We start from the raw sequence: 24,426 nt of genomic DNA on the forward strand, positions 1-24,426 counted from the left end.
CGTCGGTTCCTTCAGCGGGCGGCCAGCGCCTGACGCGCCGACCGGGCTTCGATCTTGCTCGCGAGCGCGCCGTCCCAGCGATAGGGATCGTCGCGGAACCCGACCTGGCCATTGGCCGCGGCGAAGGCGGTCCAGTAGAGCAGGTAGACCGAGACGGGTTCACCCATCTTCGCGCGGACCGTTTTGCCCGCGGCGACGGTGGTATCGATCGCCTCGGGCGACCATTGCGGGGTGTTCTGCATCAGCAGCTTGGCGAGTTTGTCGGGGTGTTCGAGCCGCACGCACCCATGGCTGGCGAGCCGGTCGAACTTCGCAAACCCGGCCTGCGCGGGCGTATCGTGCAGGTACACCGCGAAGGCGTTGTCGAAATCGAACTTGTAGCGCCCGAGTGCGCTGCGTTCGGATGCCTGTTGCAGCCGCTTGCCGCCATCGGGCGTGTCGATCACGCGAAAGCCGTTGCGGCGCAGATAGCCGGGGTTGGCGCGTTCCTTCGGCCACAGCTCCTTGGTGGCGATCGAGCTCGGCACGTTCCAGGGCGGGTTGAGGACGATGCTGTGGATAGACGACACCAGCATCGGGGTCTCGTCGCCCGGCCGGCCGGTCACCGCCTTCATCGACATCACCGGCGCATCGCCGTCGAACACGGTCAGCACAGCAGCGGCGATGTTGACCTGCACGCGGTCCTTGTCGAGCTGCGGCGGCAGCCAGCGCCAGCGCTCCATGTTCGCCATGATCTGGCGGATGCGTTCCTCGACCGGCACGTTGAGCGCGGCGACGGTCTGCGCGCCGACGACCCCGGTCGGGTTGAGCCCGTAGCGCCGCTGTGCACGGCGTACCGCCTCCAGCAGCGCGGTGTCGAACACCGCGCCGGTCGCGACCAGCTGCGGATCTTCCGCCGCGAGGCGCTTGCGCAGCGCCTCGACCGCGGCTCCCTTAGCGCGGAACGCCAGATCGGCACCGGTGCGCAGCGTCGGCCAGCCGCCGGCAGCGGCGAGCTTGCGGTAGCGCGCGAGCCCGGCGACGAGGCCGTCATAGCCGGCATAGGGCGGCGGCAGCGACGCGATCCACGCCGCGATCCGATCGCGCTTCACCGCATCGGCGAAGCCCGGCAGCGGATCGAAGGCCGGAGGCCTGATCCCCCATTCGCGCTGGAAATCGGCGCCTTCGAGCCGGCCCGAGCGGACCGCATGGGCGTGATCGAGCGCGCGGCGGATCAGCGCGTCGTGATCGGACGCGCTCGGCGCCGCGCCGGCGGTCTCCTGAAGTCCCTGGGCGACCGCGTCGCGCGCGATCAGATCGGCGAGCTGGCGCGCCTGCGCGTCGCTGATCCGCGGCAACGGCAGCGCCGGGGCGGGGACCGGCACCTCGACGGCTTGCGGCGCGACCGAAGGCGGGAGGATCGACTGCGGGGTCGACAAGGGCGCAGGCAGAGTCTGTGCCCCTGCCGTCGACGCGGCGAGAAGCGAAGCGGCTAGCGTCAGGCGAGTGATGTGCATGCGCGCGTCATAACCGATCGAAACGCGCTTGGCGCGTGTCTTTGCCGCACCACCCGCGCGAATTCACCTTTTGGTCGCGAACCAGATCACATGGCGCGGGCCCTTGCCGTTGCCGCGGGCGCGGACCGCCACCTCCTCGACCGCGAAGCCGGCATCGCCGAGCCGCCGGGCGAACGGCTTGTCGGGTCCCGCGGACCACACCGCGAGGATCCCGCCGGGGGCCAGCGCGGCGCGCGCGGCATCCAGCCCGCGCGCCGAATAGAGCCGATCGTTGCCCGCCGCGGTCAGCCCATCGGGGCCGTTGTCGACGTCGAGCAGGATCGCGTCATACGCGCCCCGCGCGTCGGCGATCGACCGGGCGACGTCGCCTTCGACGACGGTCACGCGCGGATCGTCGAGGCAGCCCGCGGTCAGTTCGGCCATCGGTTCGCGCGCCCAGCGCACGATCTCGGGCACCAGCTCGACGACGGTGAAGCGTGCCTTCGCGTCTGCTGCCAGGCCGGCACGGAGGGTGAAGCCCATCCCATAGCCGCCGATCAGCACGTGCGGCGCGGCGCGCCCGCTCAGCCGCTCCAGCGTCATCACCGCGAGCGCCTCTTCCGATCCGCTCATCCGGCTGTTCATCAGCTCGTTGCGGTCGAGCACGATCATGAAGTCGCCGCCGCGCCGGAAAAGCCGCAGTTCCACGCCGCCAGGAACGGCCGCGGTATCGATCAGCTCGCGAGGGATCATGGAAAGCGCTCCGGCGGAACAGGCCAAAAATAAATAGTCCGACCGGTACAGAAGTCGGTTGACGCACGCCCGACCCGTTTATATACCGCCTGGTATTGAAGCCGATCGCGATGTCGATCGTACCTGACACCGGTGGACGAACCGATGTGGTGGCATGTGCGCCGCCGCCGTAGGCCGTTCGCGCCCGTTCCTGAAGGGGGAAACGACATGGCCTATCTCGACCTCGACAATCTGTTCGCTGCACCCGGTTCGAGCCGGAATAGCCGTGCTCCCGAGGTGGCGGGATTCTCCGCGCTGGAATGGAGCGTGATCGCACTCGCCAAGCGCGATCCGCTGCGGAGCATCGACGAGCCGAGCCGGCTGTCGCGCGCGATCGGCGGGCTGTTCGGGGCGGGCACCAGCTCGCGGCTGGCCGATCCGCGGCTCGAGGCTCTGCGGCGGCTCGCGATCCACGCCTGGCGCCGCGGCTTCGCGCTGCCGGTCGCCGAGATCGAGCGGTTCACCGCCGCGGGGTTCACCGAGGCGCAGATGGAAACGCTGGTGACCAGCGTCACCGGCTTGCGGGTCGGCGTAAAGGACTGGCAAGTCGTCGCGTGATCGTTAGGATCGAATGACGATCGGGTTCGTTGCGATCGATATACATAGATCATGAAAGGTGCCGCTGTTGGATAACACGAGCGGATTCGAAGTCTCGCGTCGGGGTGTCCTCGCGACCGGGGTAGCCTGCGGTGCGATGGTCTCGGTTCCCGCCGCGGCCGGGCAGGTCCAGCCAGCGCCGGGCGCCGCGCCGCCGACGATGCCGGTGACGTTGAAGGTCAACGGTACCGCGGGCACGCTCGATCTCGATACCCGCACCACCTTGCTCGACGCGCTCCGCGAGCATTGGAAGCTGACCGGCACCAAGAAGGGTTGCGACCACGGCCAGTGCGGTGCGTGCACCGTGATCGTCGAGGGGCGTCGGATCAATTCGTGCCTAAGCCTCGCGGTCATGCACGACGGCGACGAGATCACCACGATCGAAGGGCTCGGCAAGCCGGGCGACCTGCACCCGATGCAAGCGGCGTTCGTGAAGCATGACGGGTATCAGTGCGGGTACTGCACGCCGGGGCAGATCTGCTCCGCGGTGTCGGTGTTGAAGGAGATCCGCGACGGGGTCCCGAGCCACGCCAGCGCCGACATCACCGCCGCGCCGCAGCCGACCGCTGCCGAGATACGCGAGCGGATGAGCGGCAACATCTGCCGGTGCGGCGCCTATTCGAACATCGTCGAAGCCATGCAGGAAGTGTCCGGGCAGAAAGTATCGGGGGCGAGCGCATGAAGGCCTTCACTTACGAGCGCGCGACCACGCCCGCCGAAGCCGCGACGATGGTCGCGCGTGCACCCGGCGCCAAGTTCATCGCGGGCGGCACCAACCTGCTCGACCTGATGAAGCTCCAGATCGAGACGCCGCAGCATCTGGTCGACGTCAACCGGTTGAAGCTCGATGCGATCGAGCCGACCGCGGAGGGCGGGCTGCGGATCGGTGCGCTCGTCCGCAACACCGATCTCGCCGCCGACGCGCGCGTCCGCCGCGACTATGGCGTGCTCAGCCGCGCGATCGTCGCCGGGGCCAGCGGGCAGTTGCGCAACAAGGCGACCACCGCGGGCAATCTGCTCCAGCGCACGCGATGTCCGTATTTCTACGACACCAACCAGGCGTGCAACAAGCGCAAGCCGGGCTCGGGCTGCGCGGCGCTCGGCGGCTATAGCCGGCAGCTCGGCATCATCGGGACCAGCGATGCGTGCATTGCGACCTATCCCGGCGACATGGCGGTAGCGATGCGGGTGCTCGACGCGACCGTCGAGACGGTGCAGCCGTCGGGCCAGACCCGCCGCATCCCGATCGCCGACTTCCACCGGCTGTGGGGCGACACGCCGCACATCGACACCAATCTGGCGGCAGGCGAGCTGATCACCGCGGTGACGCTGCCGAAGCCGGTCGGCGGCACGCATATCTATCACAAGGTGCGCGATCGTGCGTCCTACGCCTATGCGCTGGTGTCGGTCGCGGCGATCATCAAGCGCGACGGCAGCGGCCATGTCGCGATCGGCGGCATTGCCCCCAAGCCGTGGCGGGTCGAGGCGGCGGAAGCGGCGTTGCCGCAGGGCGCCAAGGCGGTGACCACCCGGCTGCTCGCCGGGGCGCGTCCGACCGCCGACAACGCCTTCAAGGTCCCGCTGGTCGAGCGCACGATCGGCGCGGTGATCGCGGAAGCCAAAACGATGGGAACCGCAGCATGAAGTTCGACACGCCCGCGGGCACCAACCCGATCGACCAGTTGAAGGTCATCGGCAAGCCGACCGACCGTATCGACGGCAAGTTCAAGACCACCGGCACCGCGCAATACGCCTATGAGCGCCACGATGTCGCGCCCAACGCGGCCTATGGCTATGTCGTCGGCGCGGGCATCGCCAAGGGTCGGATAGCGAGCATGGACCTCGCCGCCGCAAAGGCTGCGCCGGGCGTCATCGCGATCGTCACCGCGGACAATGCCGGTCCGCTCGCCAAGGGTGATTTCAACACCGCCAAGCTGCTCGGCGGTCCCGCGATCGACCATTATCACCAGGCGATCGCGCTGGTCGTCGCCGAGACCTTCGAACAGGCGCGTGCCGCCGCTTCGCTGGTCCGGATTGATTACGCGCGTACCAAAGGGCGGTTCGATCTCGACACCGAATTGAAGACCGCGCCGCTGAAGGGCAACGACAGCGGCGAAGGCAGCGCCGCGCCGCCGGTCGACCGCGTCGGCGATTTCGAAAAGGCGTTTGCCGCTGCTCCGGTGAAGCTCGACGCGCGCTACGAGACGCCCGACCAGAGCCACGCGATGATGGAGCCGCATGCCACCACCGCCGCCTGGGCTGGCGAGAAGGTGACGTTGTGGACGTCGAACCAGATGATCGCATGGGGCAAGGGCGACGTCGCCAAGACGTTGGGGATCCCCAAGGAGAATGTCCGGCTGGTCGCGCCCTATATTGGCGGCGGGTTCGGCGGGAAGCTGTTCGTGCGTGTCGACGCGATCTTGGCGGCGCTCGGCGCGAAGGCGGCGGGGCGTCCGGTGAAGGTCGCGCTTCAACGGCCGCTGATGATCAACAACACCACGCACCGTCCGGCGACGCGTCAGCGCATCCGGCTGGGCGCGGGCAAGGACGGCAAGATCACCGCGATCGCGCACGAAAGCGGATCGGGCGATCTGCCCGGTGGCGGCCCGGAGACGGCGGTGTCGCAGACCAAGCTGCTCTATGCGGGCGCGAACCGGCTGACGTCGATGCGCCTGGCGGTGCTCGACCTGCCGGAGGGCAATGCGATGCGCGCGCCGGGCGAGGCGCCGGGCCTGATGGCGCTCGAAGTCGCGATGGACGAGATGGCGGAGAAGCTGGGCATGGACCCGGTGCAGTTCCGCATCGTCAACGACACCCAGGTCGATCCGGAGAAGCCGGGGCGTAAATTCTCGCAGCGGCAGTTGGTCGAATGCCTGCGCATCGGCGCGGACAAGTTCGGCTGGGCGCAGCGCAATGCCAAGCCGCGATCGGTCCGCGACGGCCGGTGGCTGGTCGGAATGGGCGTGGCGTCGGGCTTCCGCAACAACATCACGATGAAGTCCGCCGCGCGGGTCGGCATCGACCGCAAGGGCGTCGTCACGGTCGCCACCGACATGACCGACATCGGCACCGGCACCTATACGATCATCGCGCAAACCGCCGCCGAGGTGATGGGCGTGCCGATCGACAAGGTCGCCGTGCTGCTCGGCGACAGCGACTTTCCGGTCGGTGCCGGATCGGGCGGGCAATGGGGCGCCAACAGCTCGACCGCCGGCGTCTATGCTGCGTGCATGAAGTTGCGCGAGGCGGTGGCGCAGAAGCTGGGCTTCAACTCGGCGGATGTCGAATTCAGCGACGGGAAGGTCCGCGCGGGCAATCGTAGCGTGTCGCTGGCCGAGGCGGCCGGTGACAAGGGCCTGTCGGTCGAGGACGGAATCGAGTTCGGCGATCTCGCCAAGAAGGAACAGCAATCGACTTTCGCGGGTCATTTCGTCGAGGTCGGCGTCGACGCCTTCACGGGCGAGATCCGCATCCGGCGCATGCTCGCGGTCTGTGCGGCAGGGCGCATCCTCAATCCGAAGGCGGCACGCAGCCAGGTGATCGGCGCGATGACAATGGGGGTCGGTGCGGCGCTGATGGAGGAACTGGCGGTCGACAAGCGGTTCGGCTTCTTCGTCAACCACGACCTCGCCAGCTACGAGGTGCCGGTACATGCCGACATTCCGCACCAGGAGGTGATCTTCCTCGATGAGGTCGACCCGATGTCGTCGCCGATGAAGGCGAAGGGCGTCGGCGAGCTCGGCCTGTGCGGGGTCGGCGCGGCGATCGCCAACGCGATCTACAACGCCAGCGGCGTGCGGGTGCGCGAATATCCGGTCACGCTCGATAAGCTGATGACGAAGATGCCCGCTATCGCTTGAGCCGCGCCAGATCGTCGGGGGTGTTGACGTTGGCGAGGCCGTCGATCGTCACCGGCAACGCCGCCACCCGCGCGGTCCAACGCCACATCGATCTATCGCCGCCCTCGGCGAGGTGAAGGTCGAGTTCGTCGGCGAGGCGTGCCGGCCATAGCCCGACGACCGGCATCGCGGTCACGAAGCTGGTCGATCCCGCCGCCTGCAACCGAGCGACCAGGTCGGCGGGCAGGATCGGCATGTCGCACGGCACGCTGACCACGGCGTCATAGCCGTGGGCGACGGCATGATGGAGCGCGGCGTTGAGCCCGCCCAGCGGACCGAGGTCCGGCGCCGGGCGATCGGCGACGCAGATGCAGCCAGCGACCGCGCGGCCGCTCACCACCACCGTGTCGCACTGGTCGGCCAGCGCCGCGATCGCGTGGTCGATCAGCGTGGTGCCATCGAACAGGGCGACCGCCTTGTCGCTGCCGAACCGCCGCGATCGGCCGCCGGCGAATACCGCGCCGAGGATGCGCGTCATCGGACCAGCACCGCGTCGCGTCGCGCCAGCACGTGGACCGGCAGCCCCGCCGCGGCGGCGCGCTCGACCGCCAGCGACGTCGGGGCGGAGATCGTCGCCAGCATCGGGCAGGCGGCGAGCACCGCCTTTTCGACCAGCTCGTACGAACAGCGCGAGGTCAGCAGCGCGAAGCCACCATCCCAACCGCGCCCGGTGCGCAGCATCGCGCCGATCAGCTTGTCGAACGCGTTGTGGCGGCCGACATCCTCGCGCACCAGCCACGGCTCACCCGCGGCGGTGCAGGCGGCGGCGGCGTGTACCGCACCGGTCTCGCGATTGAGCGGCTGGTGCGCATCGAGCGCGGCCAGCGCAGCGAACACAGCGGTGGGGTCGCCGGCCCATGTCGCGGCCGCGGGCGGGAGCGGCCTGAGCGCCTGGTCGAGATTCTCGATCCCGCACATCCCGCACGAGCTCTCCGAAACACGGTGACGGACCCGATCGACGATCCGGTTCATCACAGGATCCGCCAAGGTCACGCGGATCACGACCCCGCGCTCGACCGCGACTTCGTCGATGTCGATGACGTCCGTGATGCCGTCGATCAGTCGCTCCGACAGGGCGAACCCCGTCACTAGATCGGCCAAATCGCATGGCGTCGCCATCAGCACCGCATAGCCGATCCCGCCGAATTCGACCGCGATCGGCATTTCGACCGCGAGGTGGCGGTCGATCTCGGTCGCGTCGCCCTGCGCGCCGACACGCGTAAAGGCGTGCGCGGCAGTGGCGGCGGTCAAGCCGCTATCCGGACCGGCACCGATTTGGCCGCGGGGACGTGGCTCTCCTCGGCATGATGCTCGACCGGCATCAGCACGTTGCACTCGGGATAATAGGCGCCGAGGCAGCCGCGCGGGATGTCGTAGGGCGTGACGATCAGCCCCTCGCGGCGGCGCGCGATGCCGTCGCCGGCGTCGCTTTCCAGCGCGACGATCTGTCCACCGGCGAGCCCCGCCGCGGCGATATCGGCAGCGTGCATGAACAGCACGTCGCGGGTGCCCTTCACGCCGCGGAACCGATCGTGATAGCCGTAGATCGTGGTGTTGAACTGGTCGTTCGATCGCAGCGTCATCAGCCGGTAGCGGCCAGGCGCATCGGCGAACCCGGCTGCGCTGAGTCCGCTCGGCACCAGGAACTCGGCCTTGCCGCTCGGCGTCTCCCAGATCCGTTCGGCCGCCTTGTTGCCCTTCCAGGATCCACCCGGCTCGAACAGCCGCGCGTTGAAGTTCTTGAACACCGCGGGATAGGTCTGCTCGATCGCGTCGCGGATCAGCGAATAGTCGCCGACCCACGTATCCCAATCGACCTTGGGATTGGCGGGCAGCAATCGCTTGGCGAGCGCGCCGACGATCGCAGGCTCGGACAGCAGATGCCGGCTCGCGGGGTGCGCCTTGCCGCGTGAGGCGTGGAAGCAACTGGTCGAATCCTCGACCGTGACGACCTGCGGGCCGGTCGCCTGCACGTCTTCCTCGATCCGGCCGAGGCAGGGCAGCAGATAGGTGACCGCACCGGGGAACAGGTGGTTGCGGTTGAGCTTGGTCGCGATCTGCACCGACAGGTCGAGGCGCGGCCAGGCTCCCTCCATCGCCGCGGTTTCCGGCACCGCGCGCAGGAAATTGCCGCCGAGCGCGACGAACGCCTTGATCGATCCGTCGATGACGCCGCGGCAGGCGTCGACGGTGTCGGTGCCCTTCTCGCGCGGGGCGGTAAAGCCATATTGCGCCTCCAGCACCTCGACCGGCACCAGCTCGGTCTTTTCGGTAATGCCGACGGTGCGCTGGCCCTGGACGTTGCTGTGCCCGCGCACCGGGGTCGGCCCCGCCCCGGGCTTGCCGATGTTGCCGCGCATCAGCAGCAGGTTAACGAGCATGCGGACATTCTCGACGCCCTTCACATGCTGGGTCAGCCCCATGCCGTAGATCGCGAGGACTGCCTTCGCCTTGGCGTAGATCCGCGCCGATTCCTCCAGTTCGCCCTTCTCCAGTCCCGCCTCGCGGACGATGTCGTCCCAGTCGGCGGCGCGCACCGCGTCGACGAAGGCGTCGAAGCCGTGGGTGTGCTGCGCGATGAACTCCTCGTCGAGCACGGGCTGCGCACCCTTCGCATGCGCAGCGTCGTTCCATTCGACCAGGAACTTGGCGATCCCCATCATCGCCGCGATGTCGCCGCCAGCCTTCACCTGATGATATTGGGTCGAGATCCGGGTCTCGCCGAGCGTCGCCATCTCGATCGGATTCTGTGGATCGGTGAAGCGTTCGAGACCGCGTTCCTTCAACGGGTTGAAGGTGATGATCTGGACCCCGCGCTTGCGGGCCGAGCGCAGGTCATGGAGCATGCGCGGCGAATTCGATCCGACATTCTGCCCGAAGAACAGGATCGCGTCGCACTTCTCGAAATCGTCGAGCCGCGTGGTGCCGACCGGCACGCCGATCGCCGCCTTCAGGCCGACCGAGGTCGATTCGTGGCACATGTTCGAACTGTCGGGCAGGTTCTGGTTGCCGTACATTCGCGCCATCAGCCCGTACATGTACGACGCCTCGAGGCTGGTGCGGCCGGACGAATAGAACACCACCGACTTGGGATCGAGCGGCCGCAGCGTCGCGGCGATCTCGTCGAACGCCTCGTCCCACGACACCGCGACGTACTTGTCGGTCGCCGCGTCGTAGCGCAGCGGGTGGGTCAGCCGGCCATGTTCCTCAAGATCATAGTCGCGCCAGCCGCGCAGTTCGGTCAACGTGTGCGCGGCGAAGAAGTCGGGCGTGGTGCGGCGGGTCGTCAGCTCCCAGGCGGTTGCCTTCGCGCCTTCTTCGCAGAACTCGGCGGGGTGGTGATCGGCGGGCTTGGCCCAGGCGCAGCTGACGCACGCGAAGCCGTCGGGCTTGTTCTGCCGAGTTAGTTCGCGCAGCGCCTCGGGCGTGACGCGTTCGCGCGGGATGATCTCGGCAAGCGATCGCACCGATCCCCACCCGCCGGCGGGGCCGGTGAAGGGGCGGATCTCCGGACTGTCCGACTTCTGGTTGGTCATGATCGAAAGGTCCCGCTTCTGAGATGGTCGACGCGGTCGATCCTAAGCGAACGGTCCGCAAGGTGGAACGGGCCTGCAAGCGATTGGTTCAGGATCGGCATGGGCGATTGCGCCGGTCCGCTCCGCTATAGACGACCTGTCCGATGATGAGCTAGCCGGAACGCGAGGAGAGGCCATTGTCGTCGACGATCGAGGAACTGGAGCGCCGCCGCGAAGCCGCCCGAATGGGCGGCGGCGAAAAGCGGATCGCGGCGCAACATGCCAAGGGCAAGCTGACCGCGCGCGAGCGGATCGACATCCTGCTCGACGAGGGCAGCTTCGAAGAGCTCGATATGTATGTCGAGCATAACTGCGTCGATTTCGGCATGGCGGCGCAGGTGATCCCGGGCGACGGGGTGGTCACCGGGTCGGGCACGATCAACGGCCGGCTGGTGTTCGTGTTCTCGCAGGACTTCACGGTGTTCGGCGGATCGCTGTCGGAGCGTCACGCGCAGAAGATCTGCAAGGTCATGGACACCGCGATGAAGGTCGGGGCGCCGGTGATCGGGATCAACGACAGCGGCGGCGCGCGAATCCAGGAGGGCGTCGCGAGCCTTGGCGGCTATGCGGAAGTGTTCCAGCGCAACGTGCTGGCGAGCGGCGTGGTGCCGCAGCTGTCGCTGATCATGGGGCCGTGCGCGGGCGGGGCGGTGTACAGCCCGGCGATGACCGACTTCATCTTCATGGTGAAGGATTCGAGCTACATGTTCGTCACCGGCCCCGACGTGGTGAAGACGGTGACCAACGAGATGGTGACGCAGGAGGCGCTGGGCGGGGCGGTGACGCACACCACCAAGACCAGCGTCGCCGACAACGCCTTCGAGAACGACATCGAGGCGCTGCTGGCGGCGCGGGACTTCTTCGATTTCCTGCCCGCGTCGAACCGCGCGGGCGTGCCCGAGCGTCCGACCTCGGACGATTGGGACCGTGTCGAGGAGAGCCTCGACACGCTGATCCCGGCGTCGGCGAACCAGCCTTACGACATGCACGAGCTGATCCGGAAGACGGTCGACGAGGGCGACTTCTTCGAGACGCAGCCGGCGCATGCTGCCAACATCATCACCGGCTTCGGGCGGATCGAGGGTCGGACGGTCGGGTTCGTCGCCAACCAGCCGATGGTGCTGGCGGGGGTGCTCGACATCAACAGCTCGAAGAAGGCGGCGCGGTTCGTGCGCTTCTGCGATGCGTTCGACATCCCGATCGTGACCTTCGTCGACGTTCCCGGCTTCCTGCCCGGCACCGCGCAGGAGCATAACGGCATCATCAAGCACGGCGCCAAGCTGCTGTTCGCCTATGCCGAGGCGACCGTGCCCAAGATCACCGTGATCACGCGCAAGGCCTATGGCGGCGCCTATGACGTGATGGCGTCCAAGCATCTGCGCGGCGACCTCAACTATGCCTGGCCGACCGCGGAGATCGCGGTGATGGGCGCGAAGGGCGCGGTCGAGATCATCTTCCGCGGCAAGACCCCCGAGGAGATCGCCGAGCGTACCGCCGAGTACGAGGCGCGCTTCGCAAACCCCTTCGTGGCGGCGAGCATGGGGTTCATCGACGAGGTGATCCAGCCGCACTCGACCCGCCGTCGCATCGCGCTCGGCCTGCGCAAGCTGCGCGGCAAGACGCTCGAGAACCCGTGGAAGAAGCATGACAACATCCCGCTCTGATCGCGTGCGGCCATGATGCTGTCGCTTCTCCTCTTGGCGCAGGCCGCCGTGTCGGCGCCGGCGCCCCCCGCGTGGAAGTTCGCGGAGCGCACCAATGCCGCGGGCGTGCGCAGCGTCTCCGCCTCGGTGGCCGGCTATGACGGCGTGTCGCGCCTCGTCGTGAAGTGCGATGTCGGGCAGGAGCCGATCGTCTCGATCCAGTTCTTCCAGACCGCACCGCTTGGCCAGGGCGAAAAACCAGTAGGCATGCGATTCGATAACGGCTTCGCGAACACCTATGCCTGGCAGTCGGCTGGCAAGGGCCTGTACGTCAGCGATCCCCAAGCTGTGACGGCGCTAACCACGCTGCTGGTGAAAGCCAAGGCGGTGAACGTCGAGACGACCAACGCGTCGAACTTCGCGGTGCAGGCTTCCTTCGCCGCGCCGGGCGGCGATAATATGGTCCGCAAGGTGCTCGGCGTATGCGGCTACACCCTCGGCGTCGTCCCGCCGCTGCCGCCTGCACCACCGGCAGATGAGGAGGAGCAATGACGCTCTATCCTTGCTGCCGACACCTCTTCACATTATCATGTCATGTGAAGGAGAAGCTTGGATGCAAACCGAACGCGTGACATTCCTGACGACGCCCGACCACAAGGCTGCGCTCGATGCCTTTGCGGCGTTGAACGGCCGGTCGGTCGGCCATGTCGTTCGTGAAGCGACGAGCCGCTATATCGACCAACCCGCTGCCGATCGCGATGAATATGACCAAGCGCTCGAACTGGCATTGCCTGAAGTCGAGGCGGCTTTCGCGCAAATGGGTGCGACGATCGAAACGATGCGGGCGACGATTGCCGATGCTTGTGCTGCGATCGATCGAGCCCTGGAGGGGGACGCGAGATGAGTGCCGGCGAGAAAGCCTTCGGGCTGATCAAGACGGTGTTCACCGTCAAGGACCAGATCGAGGCGATGGGTCGCGACATTACCGCGCTGGGCGAGCGTGTTACGCGACTGACCGAAAGCCATGTGTCGCTGCGCGAACGTGTCAGCCGGATCGAAGGGCTGATCGAGGGTGCGGCAATGGCACGAAACACGCTGCCGCCAAGGATCGAAGGGTGACGCGGCAATGACTCTCGGCCGCCTCAATCACATCGGGGTCGCGACGCCGTCGATTGCGCGGTCGATCGAGACGTATCGCCTGCTGCTCTGTGCTACGGCGATCGGCGAGCCGTTCGACTTGCCCGCGCAGGGGGTGAAGGTCTGCTTCATCGATGCGCCCAACACGCAGATCGAGTTGATCGAGCCGTTCGACGACACGTCGCCGATCGCGGGGTTCCTGCGCAAGAACCCCGCGGGCGGGCAGCATCACGTCTGTTTCGAGGTGCCCGACATCGCCACTGCCGTCGCCGACCTGTCCGCCAAGGGCGCGACGGTGCTGGGCGAGCCGCGGATCGGCGCGCATGGCACGCCGATCGTGTTCGTCCACCCGCGCGACTTTGGCGGGCTGCTGGTCGAATTGATGGAAGCGCCCGTGGCGGGACGGCATCCGCGATGATAGGATGGCAGTCATGAACAAGCCCATTTTGCCGCCGGTCGCGGAGGACGTCGGTCCGCTCGACGAGCATGGCCAGCAGATCTGGTCGCCCGGCGAGGCGGCGGCGATCGCCCGGCTCGATGACGACGCTGCGTACTGGGCGTCGATCGCCGAGGCGAGGGCGCAGATCAGCCGCGGCGATTGCTTCACCACCGACGAGGTCAGGTCGCATATGGCCGAGGTCAAGCGGGAGTGGCGCGCCGAGCGTGATCGACATTGAGGATCAGCTGGTCCCGCACTGCGCGGGCCGATCAACAGCGCATCTGGTTGTTCCTGGCCGAACGAAGCGCCGCGTACGCAGACATGGCTGAAGCACGGATCGAATCGCGCGTGCTCAGCCTTGCCGAGTTTCCGCGGATCGGCCGGCTGGTCGCGGGGACGACGGTACGCCGGCTATCGGTGGCCGAATTCCAGTACGTTATCGACTATGAATTGGCTGACGAAGGCGTTCGCGTCCTTCGGATCCGAAGCACGCGCGAAGGCGGAGACCGACTATGACCGAGCACATCCTGAGCGAGCGTCGCGGCGACGTGCTGGTGCTGACGCTCGACCGGCCCGACCGGCTCAATGCGGCGCCGCCGGCGATGTTCGTCGAACTGCGTGAGGCGCTGGCCGATCTCGGCGGTGCGCGGGCGGTGCTGGTAAAGGGCGCGGGGCGTGCCTTTTGCTCGGGCGCGGATGTCGGCGGCGGTGCGCTGGGTAGCGCCGATCCGGGCAACGCGACCTATGAGGCGCTGACGCAGAGCTACAACCCGACGATGCTCGCGATCGCGCGGTTGGCGGTGCCGGTGGTGAGCGCGGTGCGTGGGCCGGCGGCGGGGATCGGGTGCAGCCTCGCGCTGGCCGCCGATTTCTGCGTGGCGAGCGAGACCGCCTATTTCCTGCAGGCGTTCGTCAATATCGGCCTCGTGCCGGACGGTGGCGCGTCGTGGATGCTGCCGCGGCTGATCGGCAAGGCGCGCGCGACCGAGATGATGATGCTCGGGCAGAAGGTGCCCGCCGCGACCGCGCTCGATTGGGGCATGATCCATAAGGTCGTCGCGGACGAGGCGCTCGATGCCGAGGCGTTCGCGCTGGCCGAGCGGCTGGCGGCGGGGCCAACGGCGGCGCTCGGGCTGATGCGTCGCGGGCTCGCCGAGGCGCTGGACGGCGACTATGAAAGCGCAATGCTGCGCGAGGCGGAGAATCAGCGCGCGGCGCGCGGCACCGCAGATTCGATGGAGGGCGGCCTGTCGTTCCTCCAGAAGCGCAAACCCATGTTCACGGGCGCTTGATGGCCGAGATCGAGACCAATCTCGGCGAGGATAGCGGTGCCGCGCCGATCGAACGGCGCGCCCCCGAGCCGACCGCCACGCCGACGCTCGCCGACTGGGAAGCCGCCGCCGCGCAGGAGGTGAAGGGCGCCGACCTGACCTGGCACACGCCGGAGGGTATCGACGTCAAACCGCTCTACACCGCGGCCGACGTGCGTGACGATCCGGGGTTGCCCGGCTTCGCGCCGTTCACGCGCGGGGTACGCGCGTCGATGTATGCCGGGCGGCCGTGGACGATCCGGCAATATGCGGGCTTTTCGACCGCGGAGGAGAGCAACGCCTTCTACCGCCGCAATCTCGCCGCGGGGCAGAAGGGGCTGAGCGTCGCCTTCGATCTCGCCACGCACCGTGGTTACGACAGCGACCATCCGCGCGTGACGGGCGATGTCGGCAAGGCGGGCGTCGCGATTGACAGCGTCGAGGACATGAAGATCCTGTTCGACGGCATCCCGCTCGACAAGATGTCGGTCAGCATGACGATGAACGGTGCGGTGATCCCGATCCTCGCCTTCTTCATCGTGGCGGGCGAAGAACAGGGCGTGCCGCGCGCACAGCTCGACGGGACCATCCAGAACGACATCCTGAAGGAGTTCATGGTCCGCAACACCTATATCTACCCGCCCGAACCGAGCATGCGGATCATCTCGGACATCTTCGGCTTCACGTCGCGCGAGATGCCGAAGTTCAACAGCATCTCGATCAGCGGCTATCACATGCAGGAGGCGGGGGCGACGCAGCTCCACGAGCTCGCCTTCACGATCGCGGATGGGCGCGAGTACGTGAAATACGGGGTCGCGAGCGGGCTCGACATCGACAAGTTCGCGGGTCGGCTGTCGTTCTTCTTCGCGATCGGCATGAACTTCTTCATGGAGATCGCCAAGCTGCGCGCCGCGCGGGTGCTCTGGCACCGGGTGATGACCGATCTCGGCGCCAAGGACGAGCGCAGCAAGATGCTGCGGACGCATTGCCAGACGAGCGGCGTCTCGCTGACCGAGCAGGATCCGTACAACAACGTGATGCGCACCACGATCGAGGCGATGGCGGCGATGCTGGGGGGCACCCAGTCGCTGCACACCAACGCGCTCGACGAGGCAATCGCGCTGCCGACCGACTTCTCGGCGCGGATCGCGCGCAATACCCAGATCGTGCTCCAGGAAGAGACGGGGATGACCAAGGTCGTCGATCCGCTGGGTGGGTCCTATTACATCGAGAGCCTGACCCAGCAGCTGGTCGACGGCGCGTGGGAGATCATCGAGCGCGTCGAGCGTGAGGGCGGGATGGCCAAGGCGGTCGCCGCTGGCTGGCCCAAGGCGATGATCGAAGAAGCGAGCGCCGCGCGTGCGGCACGGGTCGATCGCGGCGAGGACGTGATCGTCGGGGTGAACAAGTACCGGCTCGCGGAGCAGGACCCGATCGAGATCCTCGATGTGGATAACGTCGCGGTGCGCGAGGCGCAGATCCGGCGAATCGAGCGGGTGAAGGCCACGCGGGACGACGTGGCGTGCCGCGACGCGCTGGACGCGCTGCGCGAGGGTGCAAGGGCTATTCCTCCCCGGCACGGGGAGGGGGACCAGCCGCAGGCTGGTGGAGGGGGGGCGCCAAAAGCGGCAACGCTTGCGGAAGCCCCCCTCCGTCAGCCTGCGGCTGCCACCTCCCCGTCCCGGGGAGGAGTTGAGACCAACCTCCTCGCGCTCGCGGTCGACTGCGCCCGCCACCGCGCCACGCTGGGCGAGATCAGCCAGGCGATGGAGGACGTGTTCGGGCGCTACGGCACCCAGCCGACGCCGGTGAAGGGCATCTATGGCGGTGCCTATGCCGACGATATCCGCTGGGACCGGTTGACCGAGGGTGTCGAGGCGACCGAGCGGCGGCTGGGTCGCAAGCCCCGGATGTTGGTCGCGAAGATGGGGCAGGACGGGCATGACCGCGGGGCGAACCTCGTCAGCTCGATGTTCGGCGATCTGGGCTTCGAGATCGTACCCGGCCCGTTGTTCCAGACGCCCGCCGAGGCCGCGGCGCTGGCGATCGAACGCGAGGTCGACGTGGTCGGCGCGTCCTCGCTCGCGGCGGGACACAAGACCTTGGTGCCCGACCTGATCGGGTTGCTGAAGGAGGCCGGGCGCGGCGACATCAAGGTAATCGTCGGCGGGGTGATCCCCGCGCAGGATTACCAGATGCTGCGCGACGCCGGGGTGCAGGCGATCTTCGGCCCCGGCACCAATCTGATCCAGGCAGCGGAGGAGGTCCTGCGCCTGCTCGGCCACAACATGCCGCCGCAAGAGGAAGCTGCAGAATGAACGACATGATCGCGTCCCCCTCCCGCTTGCGGGAGGGGCTAGGGCAGGGCCTGTCGGATGGCGCTCACCCGGAGCAGGCCCTCCCCCGACCCCTCCCGCATGCGGGAGGGGAGATCAGGACCGACTGGACGCGCGCGGAGATCGCGGCGCTGTTCGACCTGCCGTTCGACGACCTCATGTTCCGCGCGCAGACCGTCCACCGCGCGCATCACGCGGCGGGCGAGGTGCAATTGTGCACGCTGCTGTCGATCAAGACCGGCGGCTGTCCGGAGGATTGCGGCTATTGCTCGCAGTCCGCGAGCGCCGACAGCGGGTTGAAGGCGGACAAGCTGATGGACGTCGACGCGGTGCTCGCCAGCGCGGCCGAGGCGAAGGCGGCGGGGTCGCAGCGCTTCTGCATGGGCGCAGCGTGGCGCAACCCGAAGGACCGCGACATGGGCGCGATCGTCCGCATGGTCGAGGGCGTGCGCGAGATGGGGCTGGAGACGTGCATGACATTGGGCATGCTCGAGCCGCACCAGGCGCAGCAGCTCGCGGCGGCGGGGCTCGATTACTACAACCACAACATCGATACCTCGCCCGAGAACTACGGCAACGTCATCACCACGCGGACCTTCCAGGATCGGCTCGACACGCTGGCGAACGTGCGCGACGCGGGAATCGCGGTGTGTTGCGGCGGCATCGTCGGGATGGGCGAGACGCGCGGCGACCGGGTCGGTTTCGTCCACACGCTGGCGACGCTGCCGCGGCATCCCGAGAGCGTGCCGGTCAACGCGCTGGTGCCGGTGCGGGGCACGGTGCTCGGCGACATGCTGGCGGACACGCCACTCGCCAGGATCGACGATATCGAATTCGTCCGCACGGTGGCGGTGGCGCGGATCGCGATGCCGCTGAGCATGGTTCGCCTGTCCGCCGGGCGCGAGAGTATGAGCGAGGCGACGCAGGCGCTTTGCTTCATGGCGGGCGCGAACTCGATCTTCACCGGCGACAAGCTGCTGACGACAGGCAATGCGGGCGGTGGCGCGGATGCGGCGCTGTTCGCGAAGCTCGGGCTGGTGCCGATGGCGGGCGCTGAACCGATGCGGGTGGCGGCGGAATAGTTGTTCCCCTCCCGCTTGCGGGAGGGGTGGGGGAGGGCCTGCCCCTCCCGAAAAGAAGACCGTCGCGGACAGGCCCTCCCTCGGCCCCTCCCGTGAACGGGAGGGGAGAAGAGCGTGTTCAAGAAGATCCTGGTCGCCAATCGCGGCGAGATCGCGTGTCGGGTGATGCGCACCGCCAAGCGGATGGGGATCGCTACCGTCGCGGTCTATTCGGATGCGGATGCGCGATCGCCCCACGTGCTGATGGCGGACGAGTCGGTGCGGCTCGGGCCGGCACCGGCCGCGGAGAGCTATCTGAAGGCGGAGCTGATCCTGCTCGCGGCGCGCGAGACCGGGGCGGACTGCATCCATCCCGGCTATGGCTTCCTGTCCGAGCGCGAGAGCTTCGCGCTGGCTTGTGCGGAGGCGGGGATCGCGTTCGTCGGGCCGCCGCCGGGGGCGATCGCCGCAATGGGCGACAAGATCGCGTCGAAGAAGCTGGCCAAGGCGGCGGGCGTCAACGTCGTGCCGGGCTTCCTCGGCGAGATCGCGGACACCGAGGAAGCGGTGCGGATCGCGTCCGAGATCGGCTATCCGGTGATGATGAAGGCCAGCGCCGGCGGCGGCGGCAAGGGGATGCGGCTCGCATACGGCGAGCAGGATGTCCGCGAAGGCTTCGAGGCGACCAAGCGCGAGGGGCTGGCGAGCTTCGGCGATGACCGGGTGTTCATCGAGAAGTTCATCGAAAGCCCGCGCCACATCGAAATCCAGGTGATGGGCGACCAGCACGGCAATATCGTCTATCTCGGCGAGCGCGAATGTTCGATCCAGCGCCGCCACCAGAAGGTGGTGGAGGAGGCGCCTTCGCCGTTCGTGACCCCCGAGATGCGTCGCAAGATGGGCGAGCAGGCGGTCGCGCTGGCGCGGGCGGTAGGGTATTTCTCGGCCGGGACGGTCGAGCTGATCGTGTCGGGCGCGGATACGACGGGGGAGGGGTTCTACTTCCTCGAGATGAACACCCGGCTGCAGGTCGAGCATCCGGTGACCGAGGCGATCACCGGGCTCGATCTGGTCGAGCTGATGATCCGGGTCGCCGCGGGCGAGCCGCTGGGGTTCGCGCAGGACGACGTGACGCTGACCGGCTGGGCGATCGAGAACCGGGTCTATGCGGAGGACCCGTATCGCGGGTTCCTGCCGAGCATCGGGCGGCTGGTGCGGTATGACCCGCCGGCCAGCGAGGGGACGCCGTACGTGTCCCCCTCCCGTTTACGAGTTTCAGGCCGGTCAGGCTCCCAGCCTGACCTGAACGATGCGGGGCATCGTTCACCCGAAGCTGGGTTAGGGGAGTGGCTGTCCGCGAACGCCTCGTCGCCTGAGACCACAAGCCCTCCCCCGACCCCTCCCGCAAACGGGAGGGGAGAAGAAAGAGAAGGCTATGTCCGCGTCGACGATGGTGTGCGCGAGGGGGGCGAGGTCAGCATGTTCTACGACCCGATGATCGCCAAGCTCATCACCCATGCGCCGACGCGGGAGGAGGCGATCGACCTTCAGATCGCAGCGCTCGACGCGTTCGAGATCGAGGGGCCGGGCAACAACATCGATTTCCTGTCCGCGATCATGCAGCACGAGCGGTTCCGCAGCGGCGCGCTGACCACCGGGTTCATCGCCGAGGAATATCCCGACGGCTTCCACGGCGCACCCGCGAGCGCGGCCTTGCTGCGGACCCTGGCCGCGACCGCCGCCTTCGCCGCGACTGCCGAAGCGGATCGCGCGCGGCGGACCGACGGGCAGCTCGGCCAGCGGCTGCATCCGCCAGCGGATTGGGTCGTGCAGATCGGCAAGGTCGATCATGCGGTGTCGATCTCGACCGACGGCATCGTCGTCGATGGCGAGGAACTGCCGCTCGACCTCGAATATACGCCGGGGAGCCGGATCGTGCATGTCGAGGGCGACGAGGCGCTGACGGTGCGGATCGCGCGGACGCGGACCGGCTTCCGCATGACCACGCGCGGGGCGAGCCACGTGGCGCGGGTGCTGCCCGCGACGGTGGCGCCGCATGCGCGCCATCTGATCGAGAAGATCCCGCCGGATCTGTCGCGCTTCCTGCTCTGCCCGATGCCGGGGCTGCTGGTACGGCTGGATGTCGCCGTCGGCGACAAGGTCGAGGCGGGGCAGCCGCTCGCGGTGGTCGAGGCGATGAAGATGGAGAACATCCTGCGCGCCGAGAAGAGTGCCACGGTGAAGTCGGTCGAGGCTCAGGCGGGAGACAGCCTGGCCGTGGATCAGGTAATTTTGGAGCTGGAATAGCAGCACCTCTTCACCCCTCCCTGAAGGGGAAGGGCTTCAGGGTCGGTACCGGCGGCAGCGCTCAGACCAACCGCTTCGTCCCCACCCGCGTCAGTGCCTCCGGAGCGTGGACGAGGTCGCGCAGGCGATCGAGTTGTTCGCGGGTGTCGACGTCGATCAGTTCAGCGGCATTGGTGACGACGCGGCGACCGCGCTTGATCATGTCGCGGGCACCCGCGTCGCCCTCCAGCGACAGCAGCCGCTCGAAATGCGCGCGGCCGAATATCGCGGGCGGTTTTGGTTCCTCGCCGTCGCTGGACGCGACCACCGAGTCCGCCCCCTCGGTCGCATCGAACAGGCGGTGGATATGCGCGGCGGTGACGCGCGGCATGTCGGCGAGCGCGACGCAGATCGCGTCGGCACCGATCTCCTTGGCGTAGCTCACGCCGAGGTGGAGCGAGTGCGACATGCCCTTGTCGCGATCATCGTTGCGGATCTGACGGAAGCCGCAGGCGCCATAGTCGATCTCGGCGCGGTCGATGATTGCGATGCGTTCGCGGAAGAGCATTGCCTCCAGCGCGACCGCGACGTGGAGGCCGAGCGCCTTGCCTAGAAACGGCTGGTCGAGCTTGCTGCCGATGTCGCCGAACCGTTCCGACCGGCCTGCCGCGAGTAGGATCAGGACGGTGTCCTCAACGGCGATCATGAAACGCTCCGATCATCGCCGCCGCGATCGACAGCGCGATCTCAGACGGGCCGATCGCGCCGATGTCGATGCCGACCGGGGCATCGATCCGGTCGATATTGGCTGCGGTGACACCGGCGGCGGCAAGACGCTCGCGGCGTGCGGCATGGCTCTTGCGGCTGCCGAGCGCGCCGACATAGGCGGCGTCGGTGGCGAGCGCCGCGATCAGTGCCGGATCGTCGATCTTGATGTCGTGGCTGAGGGTAACCACCGCGGTCGACGGCCCGGGGCGATAGGCGGCGATCGCCTCGTCGGGCCAGCGATCGTCGAGCGTGACGCCGGGGAAGCGCTCTTCGGTGAGGAATCGCGCGCGCGGGTCGATGACCACGATATCGATGCCGAGCGGCGCGGCGAGTTGCGCCAGCGCCTGCGCGATCTGCACCGCGCCGACGATCAGCAGGCGACGCGGCGGATCGTAGCGGTTGACGAAGACCTGCCCGGTCTCGATCGGCCGCGCATCGCTGTGGCCGGTATCGAGATCGGTGGTCACGGTCAGCGCCGCGCCGGTGTCGCGCGCATCGGCGATCCGGTCGAACAGCTCGGGATCGAAGCCCGCCGCGGAGACGGGTTGCACCATCACCGCGATCTCGCCGCCGCAGGGCAGGCCGACCTCCCAGGCCGCGGCGTCGGCGACGCCGTAGTTCCTGACCTGGAACGGGGCGCCCGCGATCACCTCGGCCGCGGCCTGGAGGATGTCGTTCTCGACGCAGCCACCCGAGACCGATCCTTCGAACCGGCCATCGGCGTGGACGAGCATGTGGCTGCCGCGCGGGCGCGGCGCCGATCCCCAGGTGGAGATCACGGTCGCGATCGCCATCGGCTCGCCCTTCCAGGCGCGCGCCGCGGACAGGACGGTGTCGTTTTCAGCCATCGGTCATTCCCATCGGAGAAGGTCGCTTCATCAGATCGCCGGCAAACCCGCGAGCAGCTTGTCGAGCGCACCGGCATGTCGCGCACGCGGACTCCGGTGGCATTGTAGATCGCGTTGACCACCGCGGCGCCCGCGCCCGAGATGCCGAGTTCGCCGACGCCCTTGGCGCCGACCGGGTTGGCGGAGGTGTCGACCTCTTCGATGAAGTGGACTTCGATCTGCGGCACGTCGGCGTTCACGGCGACATGATATTCGCCGAAGTCGGGGTTCACGAAGCGGCCGGTGCGGGTGTCGATCACCGCATCTTCGCTGAGCGCATACGCGATGCCCCAGACCATCCCGCCGATGATCTGGTTGGCGGCGGTCTTGGCATTGAGGACGCGACCGACATCGAACACGCCGACCATGCGGCGGACGCGGACCTCGCCCGACACACGGTTCACCGCGACCTCCACGAACTGCGCGCCGTGGCTCGCCTGGCTGGTGCGCTTGCTTTCGGCGCCGGGGGCGGTCTTGCCGATCGCCTCCAGCGTGTCGCCGCGCAGCAGATCGGCGAGGGACACGCTGCGGCCCGCGGCGGTGACGCAGCCGTCCTTCAGCCGCAGATCCTCGGGCGCGGCGTTCATCCGGAGCGCGAGTGCGGCGAGGATCTCCTCGCACGCCAGCACGACCGCAGAGCCGGCGCTGCCCGCGCCGAACGACCCGCCCGAACCGGCGCTTGGCGGCAGATCGGTGTCGCCCAAGCGCACATCGACCCGCTCGATCGGCAGTCCGAGCATCTCACCCGCGACCTGCGCCAGAATCGTATAGGTGCCGGTGCCGATGTCGGTCATGTCGGTCTCGACCACCGCGCGGCCATCGGCTTCGAGGCGGACGCGGGCCTGGGCGTTGACGGTGAAGTTTCCGCGCAGCGACGCGGCCATGCCGATGCCGATCAGCCAGTCGCCGTCGCGAACCGATCCCGGCTTCGGAAGCGTGGCCGGCCAGCCGAAGCGGCGTGCGCCCTCTTCGTAGCAATCGAGCATGCGGCGGGTGGAGAAGGGCTTGCCGCTGAGGGGGTCGGTCTCCGGCTCGTTGCGGCGGCGCAGTTCTATGGGATCGAGCCCGAGGCGTTCGGCGAGCTCGTCCATCGCGCCTTCGACCGCGAAGGTGCCGATTGCCTCGCCAGGGGCACGAACCGCACCGGTGGCGGGAAGGTCGACCCGCGCGAGATCGGTGCGGAAGCGGCGGACCTTGCCGGCATAAAGCGGCAGCGAGCCGAACGGCACGGGTTCGAGGAACTCGCCGTCGTCGTTCTGCGCGGCGACGCTTTCATGCGCGAAGGCCGAGATATGGCCATCGGCATCGCAGCCGATGCGAATCCGCTGCACCGTATCGGAACGATGATGGACGAGATAGGCGGTGTCGCGGCGCGGCAGCGCGACCTTGACTGGGCGGCCGATCCGTTCGGCGGCGATCGCCGCGAGCACCAGTTCGGGGCCGACTCCGGTCTTGCCGCCGAAGCCGCCGCCGACGAACGGCGCGAGGACGCGGACCCGATCGGCGTCGATGCCGAGTGCGGTCGCGATCGTCGTGCGCGCGGCGCCGATCACCTGGTTGCTGGATTTCACGATCAGCTTGTCGCCTTCCCACCACGCGGTGGTGGCGTGGGGCTCGAGCGCCGCGGGAAAGTGGATCGGCGTGGTGTAGCTTTCGTCGAGCACGACGGCCGAGGCGGCCAGCGCGGCGTCGAGGTCGCCCTTGTCGATCGTGGGGAGGAAACCGATCCCGTGGTCGCGCTCGACAGGGGCGGCGCGGCTGTCGAAACGATCGCGGCCGCTCTCGGTCTCGACACGGACGAGCGCCGCGGCTTCGCGCGCGATCGCCTGATCCTCCGCGACGACGATCGCGACGGGCTGACCGTAGTGGAAGATGAGATCGGTGCCGAGCTTCGGCATCGCGCGGGAGTTGGCGCTGCCCGCAGGCATGCGCGGGTCGCCATGGATCACCGCGATGACGCCCGGCATCGCCTCGGCGGCGCTCGCGTCGATGCTCGTCACACGCCCGCTGCCGACGGGCGCGCCGACGATCGCGGCGAAGGCGGTGTTCGCGGGCGCATGTTCATAGGCATAGTCGGCCGCGCCAGAGACCTTGGCGGGTCCTTCGACACGCGTGATCGGCTTGCCGAGCACACCCTGTTCGGCATGATCGAGACCCGCCGGGCGATAGGCCCGGTCCATGACGTGCTCGTTCATGCTGACGCATCCTTCACCGGGGCCGC

23 protein-coding genes are annotated in these 24,426 nt (G+C 68.1%); 15 read left to right on the forward strand and 8 right to left on the reverse strand.

Annotated elements, in window-relative coordinates:
- Window positions 1-11 precede the first annotated feature (11 nt).
- The gene (locus ACFE77_RS02595; RefSeq protein WP_375420064.1) at window positions 12-1,496 is read right to left on the reverse strand and encodes a murein L,D-transpeptidase; all 1,485 of its coding nucleotides are present in this window, start codon (window positions 1,494-1,496) and stop codon (window positions 12-14) included.
- A 63-nt stretch (window positions 1,497-1,559) separates the two neighbouring features.
- On the reverse strand, window positions 1,560-2,228 hold the full coding sequence (locus ACFE77_RS02600) for a spermidine synthase (protein ID WP_375420065.1): 669 nt from the start codon (window positions 2,226-2,228) through the stop codon (window positions 1,560-1,562).
- 207 nt (window positions 2,229-2,435) lie between these two features.
- Here ACFE77_RS02600 and ACFE77_RS02605 point away from each other — a divergent pair, with 207 nt between their 5' ends.
- From ACFE77_RS02605 to paoC, 4 genes are all read left to right on the forward strand, one after another.
- On the forward strand, window positions 2,436-2,825 hold the full coding sequence (locus ACFE77_RS02605; protein WP_375420066.1) for a hypothetical protein: 390 nt from the start codon (window positions 2,436-2,438) through the stop codon (window positions 2,823-2,825).
- Window positions 2,826-2,892: 67 nt separating this feature from the next.
- Complete coding sequence (gene paoA / locus ACFE77_RS02610; RefSeq protein ID WP_375420067.1) at window positions 2,893-3,546, forward strand: aldehyde dehydrogenase iron-sulfur subunit PaoA; 654 nt, start codon at window positions 2,893-2,895, stop codon at window positions 3,544-3,546.
- Entirely contained in the window at window positions 3,543-4,508 is a 966-nt protein-coding gene (locus ACFE77_RS02615) for an FAD binding domain-containing protein (RefSeq protein ID WP_375420068.1), read from the forward strand. Before paoA ends, ACFE77_RS02615 begins: the two co-directional genes overlap by 4 nt.
- Window positions 4,505-6,724: an aldehyde oxidoreductase molybdenum-binding subunit PaoC gene (gene paoC, locus ACFE77_RS02620; RefSeq protein ID WP_375420069.1), complete on the forward strand. Its 2,220-nt coding sequence runs from the start codon at window positions 4,505-4,507 to the stop codon at window positions 6,722-6,724. Before ACFE77_RS02615 ends, paoC begins: the two co-directional genes overlap by 4 nt.
- Here paoC and ACFE77_RS02625 read toward each other — a convergent pair.
- Genes ACFE77_RS02625 through ACFE77_RS02635 form a run of 3 tightly spaced genes read right to left on the reverse strand, consistent with a single transcriptional unit; the run spans window position 6,714 to window position 10,299 of the window.
- Window positions 6,714-7,241, reverse strand: a complete 528-nt coding sequence (locus tag ACFE77_RS02625; protein ID WP_375420070.1) for a molybdenum cofactor guanylyltransferase — start codon at window positions 7,239-7,241, stop codon at window positions 6,714-6,716. The two genes, paoC and ACFE77_RS02625, sit on opposite strands and share 11 nt — an antisense overlap.
- The gene (fdhD, locus tag ACFE77_RS02630) at window positions 7,238-8,014 is read right to left on the reverse strand and encodes a formate dehydrogenase accessory sulfurtransferase FdhD (RefSeq protein ID WP_375420071.1); all 777 of its coding nucleotides are present in this window, start codon (window positions 8,012-8,014) and stop codon (window positions 7,238-7,240) included. Before fdhD ends, ACFE77_RS02625 begins: the two co-directional genes overlap by 4 nt.
- On the reverse strand, window positions 8,011-10,299 hold the full coding sequence (locus tag ACFE77_RS02635) for an FdhF/YdeP family oxidoreductase (RefSeq protein WP_375420072.1): 2,289 nt from the start codon (window positions 10,297-10,299) through the stop codon (window positions 8,011-8,013). The genes fdhD and ACFE77_RS02635 overlap by 4 nt, the downstream gene beginning before the upstream one ends.
- Window positions 10,300-10,475: 176 nt before the next feature.
- On the opposite strand from ACFE77_RS02635, the gene ACFE77_RS02640 reads away from it, so the two are divergent.
- The 11 genes from ACFE77_RS02640 to ACFE77_RS02690 all read left to right on the forward strand — a co-directional run bounded on the left by ACFE77_RS02640 (window position 10,476) and on the right by ACFE77_RS02690 (window position 20,571).
- Window positions 10,476-12,002, forward strand: coding sequence for an acyl-CoA carboxylase subunit beta (locus ACFE77_RS02640; protein WP_375420073.1), 1,527 nt, complete (start codon window positions 10,476-10,478; stop codon window positions 12,000-12,002).
- Window positions 12,003-12,014: 12 nt separating this feature from the next.
- Complete coding sequence (locus tag ACFE77_RS02645) at window positions 12,015-12,533, forward strand: hypothetical protein (RefSeq protein WP_375420074.1); 519 nt, start codon at window positions 12,015-12,017, stop codon at window positions 12,531-12,533.
- Between the two features lie 10 nt (window positions 12,534-12,543).
- Window positions 12,544-12,885, forward strand: a complete 342-nt coding sequence (locus tag ACFE77_RS02650; protein ID WP_375420075.1) for a hypothetical protein — start codon at window positions 12,544-12,546, stop codon at window positions 12,883-12,885.
- On the forward strand, window positions 12,882-13,100 hold the full coding sequence (locus tag ACFE77_RS02655; protein WP_375420076.1) for a hypothetical protein: 219 nt from the start codon (window positions 12,882-12,884) through the stop codon (window positions 13,098-13,100). The genes ACFE77_RS02650 and ACFE77_RS02655 overlap by 4 nt, the downstream gene beginning before the upstream one ends.
- Window positions 13,101-13,107: 7 nt before the next feature.
- Window positions 13,108-13,536: a methylmalonyl-CoA epimerase gene (mce, locus tag ACFE77_RS02660; RefSeq protein WP_375420077.1), complete on the forward strand. Its 429-nt coding sequence runs from the start codon at window positions 13,108-13,110 to the stop codon at window positions 13,534-13,536.
- Between the two features lie 13 nt (window positions 13,537-13,549).
- Entirely contained in the window at window positions 13,550-13,795 is a 246-nt protein-coding gene (locus ACFE77_RS02665) for a hypothetical protein (RefSeq protein ID WP_375420078.1), read from the forward strand.
- The gene (locus ACFE77_RS02670; protein WP_375420079.1) at window positions 13,792-14,073 is read left to right on the forward strand and encodes a type II toxin-antitoxin system RelE/ParE family toxin; all 282 of its coding nucleotides are present in this window, start codon (window positions 13,792-13,794) and stop codon (window positions 14,071-14,073) included. The genes ACFE77_RS02665 and ACFE77_RS02670 overlap by 4 nt, the downstream gene beginning before the upstream one ends.
- Complete coding sequence (locus ACFE77_RS02675; protein WP_375420080.1) at window positions 14,070-14,849, forward strand: enoyl-CoA hydratase-related protein; 780 nt, start codon at window positions 14,070-14,072, stop codon at window positions 14,847-14,849. The genes ACFE77_RS02670 and ACFE77_RS02675 overlap by 4 nt, the downstream gene beginning before the upstream one ends.
- Complete coding sequence (gene scpA, locus ACFE77_RS02680; protein ID WP_375420081.1) at window positions 14,849-17,185, forward strand: methylmalonyl-CoA mutase; 2,337 nt, start codon at window positions 14,849-14,851, stop codon at window positions 17,183-17,185. Before ACFE77_RS02675 ends, scpA begins: the two co-directional genes overlap by 1 nt.
- Window positions 17,186-17,298: 113 nt before the next feature.
- Window positions 17,299-18,285 carry a biotin synthase BioB gene (bioB, locus tag ACFE77_RS02685; protein WP_375420103.1) on the forward strand — a complete coding sequence of 329 codons (987 nt, stop codon included), beginning with the start codon at window positions 17,299-17,301 and terminating at the stop codon, window positions 18,283-18,285.
- Window positions 18,286-18,399: 114 nt separating this feature from the next.
- Window positions 18,400-20,571 (forward strand): biotin carboxylase N-terminal domain-containing protein, encoded by a 2,172-nt coding sequence (locus ACFE77_RS02690; RefSeq protein WP_375420082.1) that lies wholly within the window; start codon window positions 18,400-18,402, stop codon window positions 20,569-20,571.
- Between the two features lie 61 nt (window positions 20,572-20,632).
- Here ACFE77_RS02690 and ACFE77_RS02695 read toward each other — a convergent pair whose 3' ends face one another.
- From ACFE77_RS02695 to ACFE77_RS02705, 3 genes are read right to left on the reverse strand one after another with little or no spacing between them, the layout of a single operon-like run.
- Window positions 20,633-21,256 carry a nucleotidyltransferase family protein gene (locus ACFE77_RS02695; RefSeq protein WP_375420083.1) on the reverse strand — a complete coding sequence of 208 codons (624 nt, stop codon included), beginning with the start codon at window positions 21,254-21,256 and terminating at the stop codon, window positions 20,633-20,635.
- Entirely contained in the window at window positions 21,243-22,166 is a 924-nt protein-coding gene (locus tag ACFE77_RS02700; protein ID WP_375420084.1) for an XdhC family protein, read from the reverse strand. The genes ACFE77_RS02695 and ACFE77_RS02700 overlap by 14 nt, the downstream gene beginning before the upstream one ends.
- Window positions 22,094-24,400 carry a xanthine dehydrogenase family protein molybdopterin-binding subunit gene (locus tag ACFE77_RS02705; RefSeq protein ID WP_375420085.1) on the reverse strand — a complete coding sequence of 769 codons (2,307 nt, stop codon included), beginning with the start codon at window positions 24,398-24,400 and terminating at the stop codon, window positions 22,094-22,096. The genes ACFE77_RS02700 and ACFE77_RS02705 overlap by 73 nt, the downstream gene beginning before the upstream one ends.
- Window positions 24,401-24,426: the final 26 nt, after the last annotated feature.

It is taken from the genome of uncultured Sphingomonas sp., assembly GCF_964243315.1.
Lineage (GTDB): Bacteria > Pseudomonadota > Alphaproteobacteria > Sphingomonadales > Sphingomonadaceae > Sphingomonas.

Excerpts from the sequence above, each read along its gene's own strand:
- ACFE77_RS02705 (WP_375420085.1), bottom strand. The coding sequence starts at position 24,400 with ATGAACGAGCACGTCATGGACCGGGCCTATCGCCCGGCGGGTCTCGAT.
- ACFE77_RS02655 (WP_375420076.1), top strand. The coding sequence starts at position 12,882 with ATGAGTGCCGGCGAGAAAGCCTTCGGGCTGATCAAGACGGTGTTCACC.
- ACFE77_RS02625 (WP_375420070.1), bottom strand. The coding sequence starts at position 7,241 with ATGACGCGCATCCTCGGCGCGGTATTCGCCGGCGGCCGATCGCGGCGG.
- paoC (WP_375420069.1), top strand. The coding sequence starts at position 4,505 with ATGAAGTTCGACACGCCCGCGGGCACCAACCCGATCGACCAGTTGAAG.
- ACFE77_RS02595 (WP_375420064.1), bottom strand. The coding sequence starts at position 1,496 with ATGCACATCACTCGCCTGACGCTAGCCGCTTCGCTTCTCGCCGCGTCG.
- scpA (WP_375420081.1), top strand. The coding sequence starts at position 14,849 with ATGGCCGAGATCGAGACCAATCTCGGCGAGGATAGCGGTGCCGCGCCG.
- ACFE77_RS02665 (WP_375420078.1), top strand. The coding sequence starts at position 13,550 with ATGAACAAGCCCATTTTGCCGCCGGTCGCGGAGGACGTCGGTCCGCTC.
- ACFE77_RS02695 (WP_375420083.1), bottom strand. The coding sequence starts at position 21,256 with ATGATCGCCGTTGAGGACACCGTCCTGATCCTACTCGCGGCAGGCCGG.
- ACFE77_RS02605 (WP_375420066.1), top strand. The coding sequence starts at position 2,436 with ATGGCCTATCTCGACCTCGACAATCTGTTCGCTGCACCCGGTTCGAGC.
- ACFE77_RS02675 (WP_375420080.1), top strand. The coding sequence starts at position 14,070 with ATGACCGAGCACATCCTGAGCGAGCGTCGCGGCGACGTGCTGGTGCTG.
- ACFE77_RS02635 (WP_375420072.1), bottom strand. The coding sequence starts at position 10,299 with ATGACCAACCAGAAGTCGGACAGTCCGGAGATCCGCCCCTTCACCGGC.
- ACFE77_RS02700 (WP_375420084.1), bottom strand. The coding sequence starts at position 22,166 with ATGGCTGAAAACGACACCGTCCTGTCCGCGGCGCGCGCCTGGAAGGGC.
- ACFE77_RS02600 (WP_375420065.1), bottom strand. The coding sequence starts at position 2,228 with ATGATCCCTCGCGAGCTGATCGATACCGCGGCCGTTCCTGGCGGCGTG.
- ACFE77_RS02645 (WP_375420074.1), top strand. The coding sequence starts at position 12,015 with ATGATGCTGTCGCTTCTCCTCTTGGCGCAGGCCGCCGTGTCGGCGCCG.
- ACFE77_RS02615 (WP_375420068.1), top strand. The coding sequence starts at position 3,543 with ATGAAGGCCTTCACTTACGAGCGCGCGACCACGCCCGCCGAAGCCGCG.
- mce (WP_375420077.1), top strand. The coding sequence starts at position 13,108 with ATGACTCTCGGCCGCCTCAATCACATCGGGGTCGCGACGCCGTCGATT.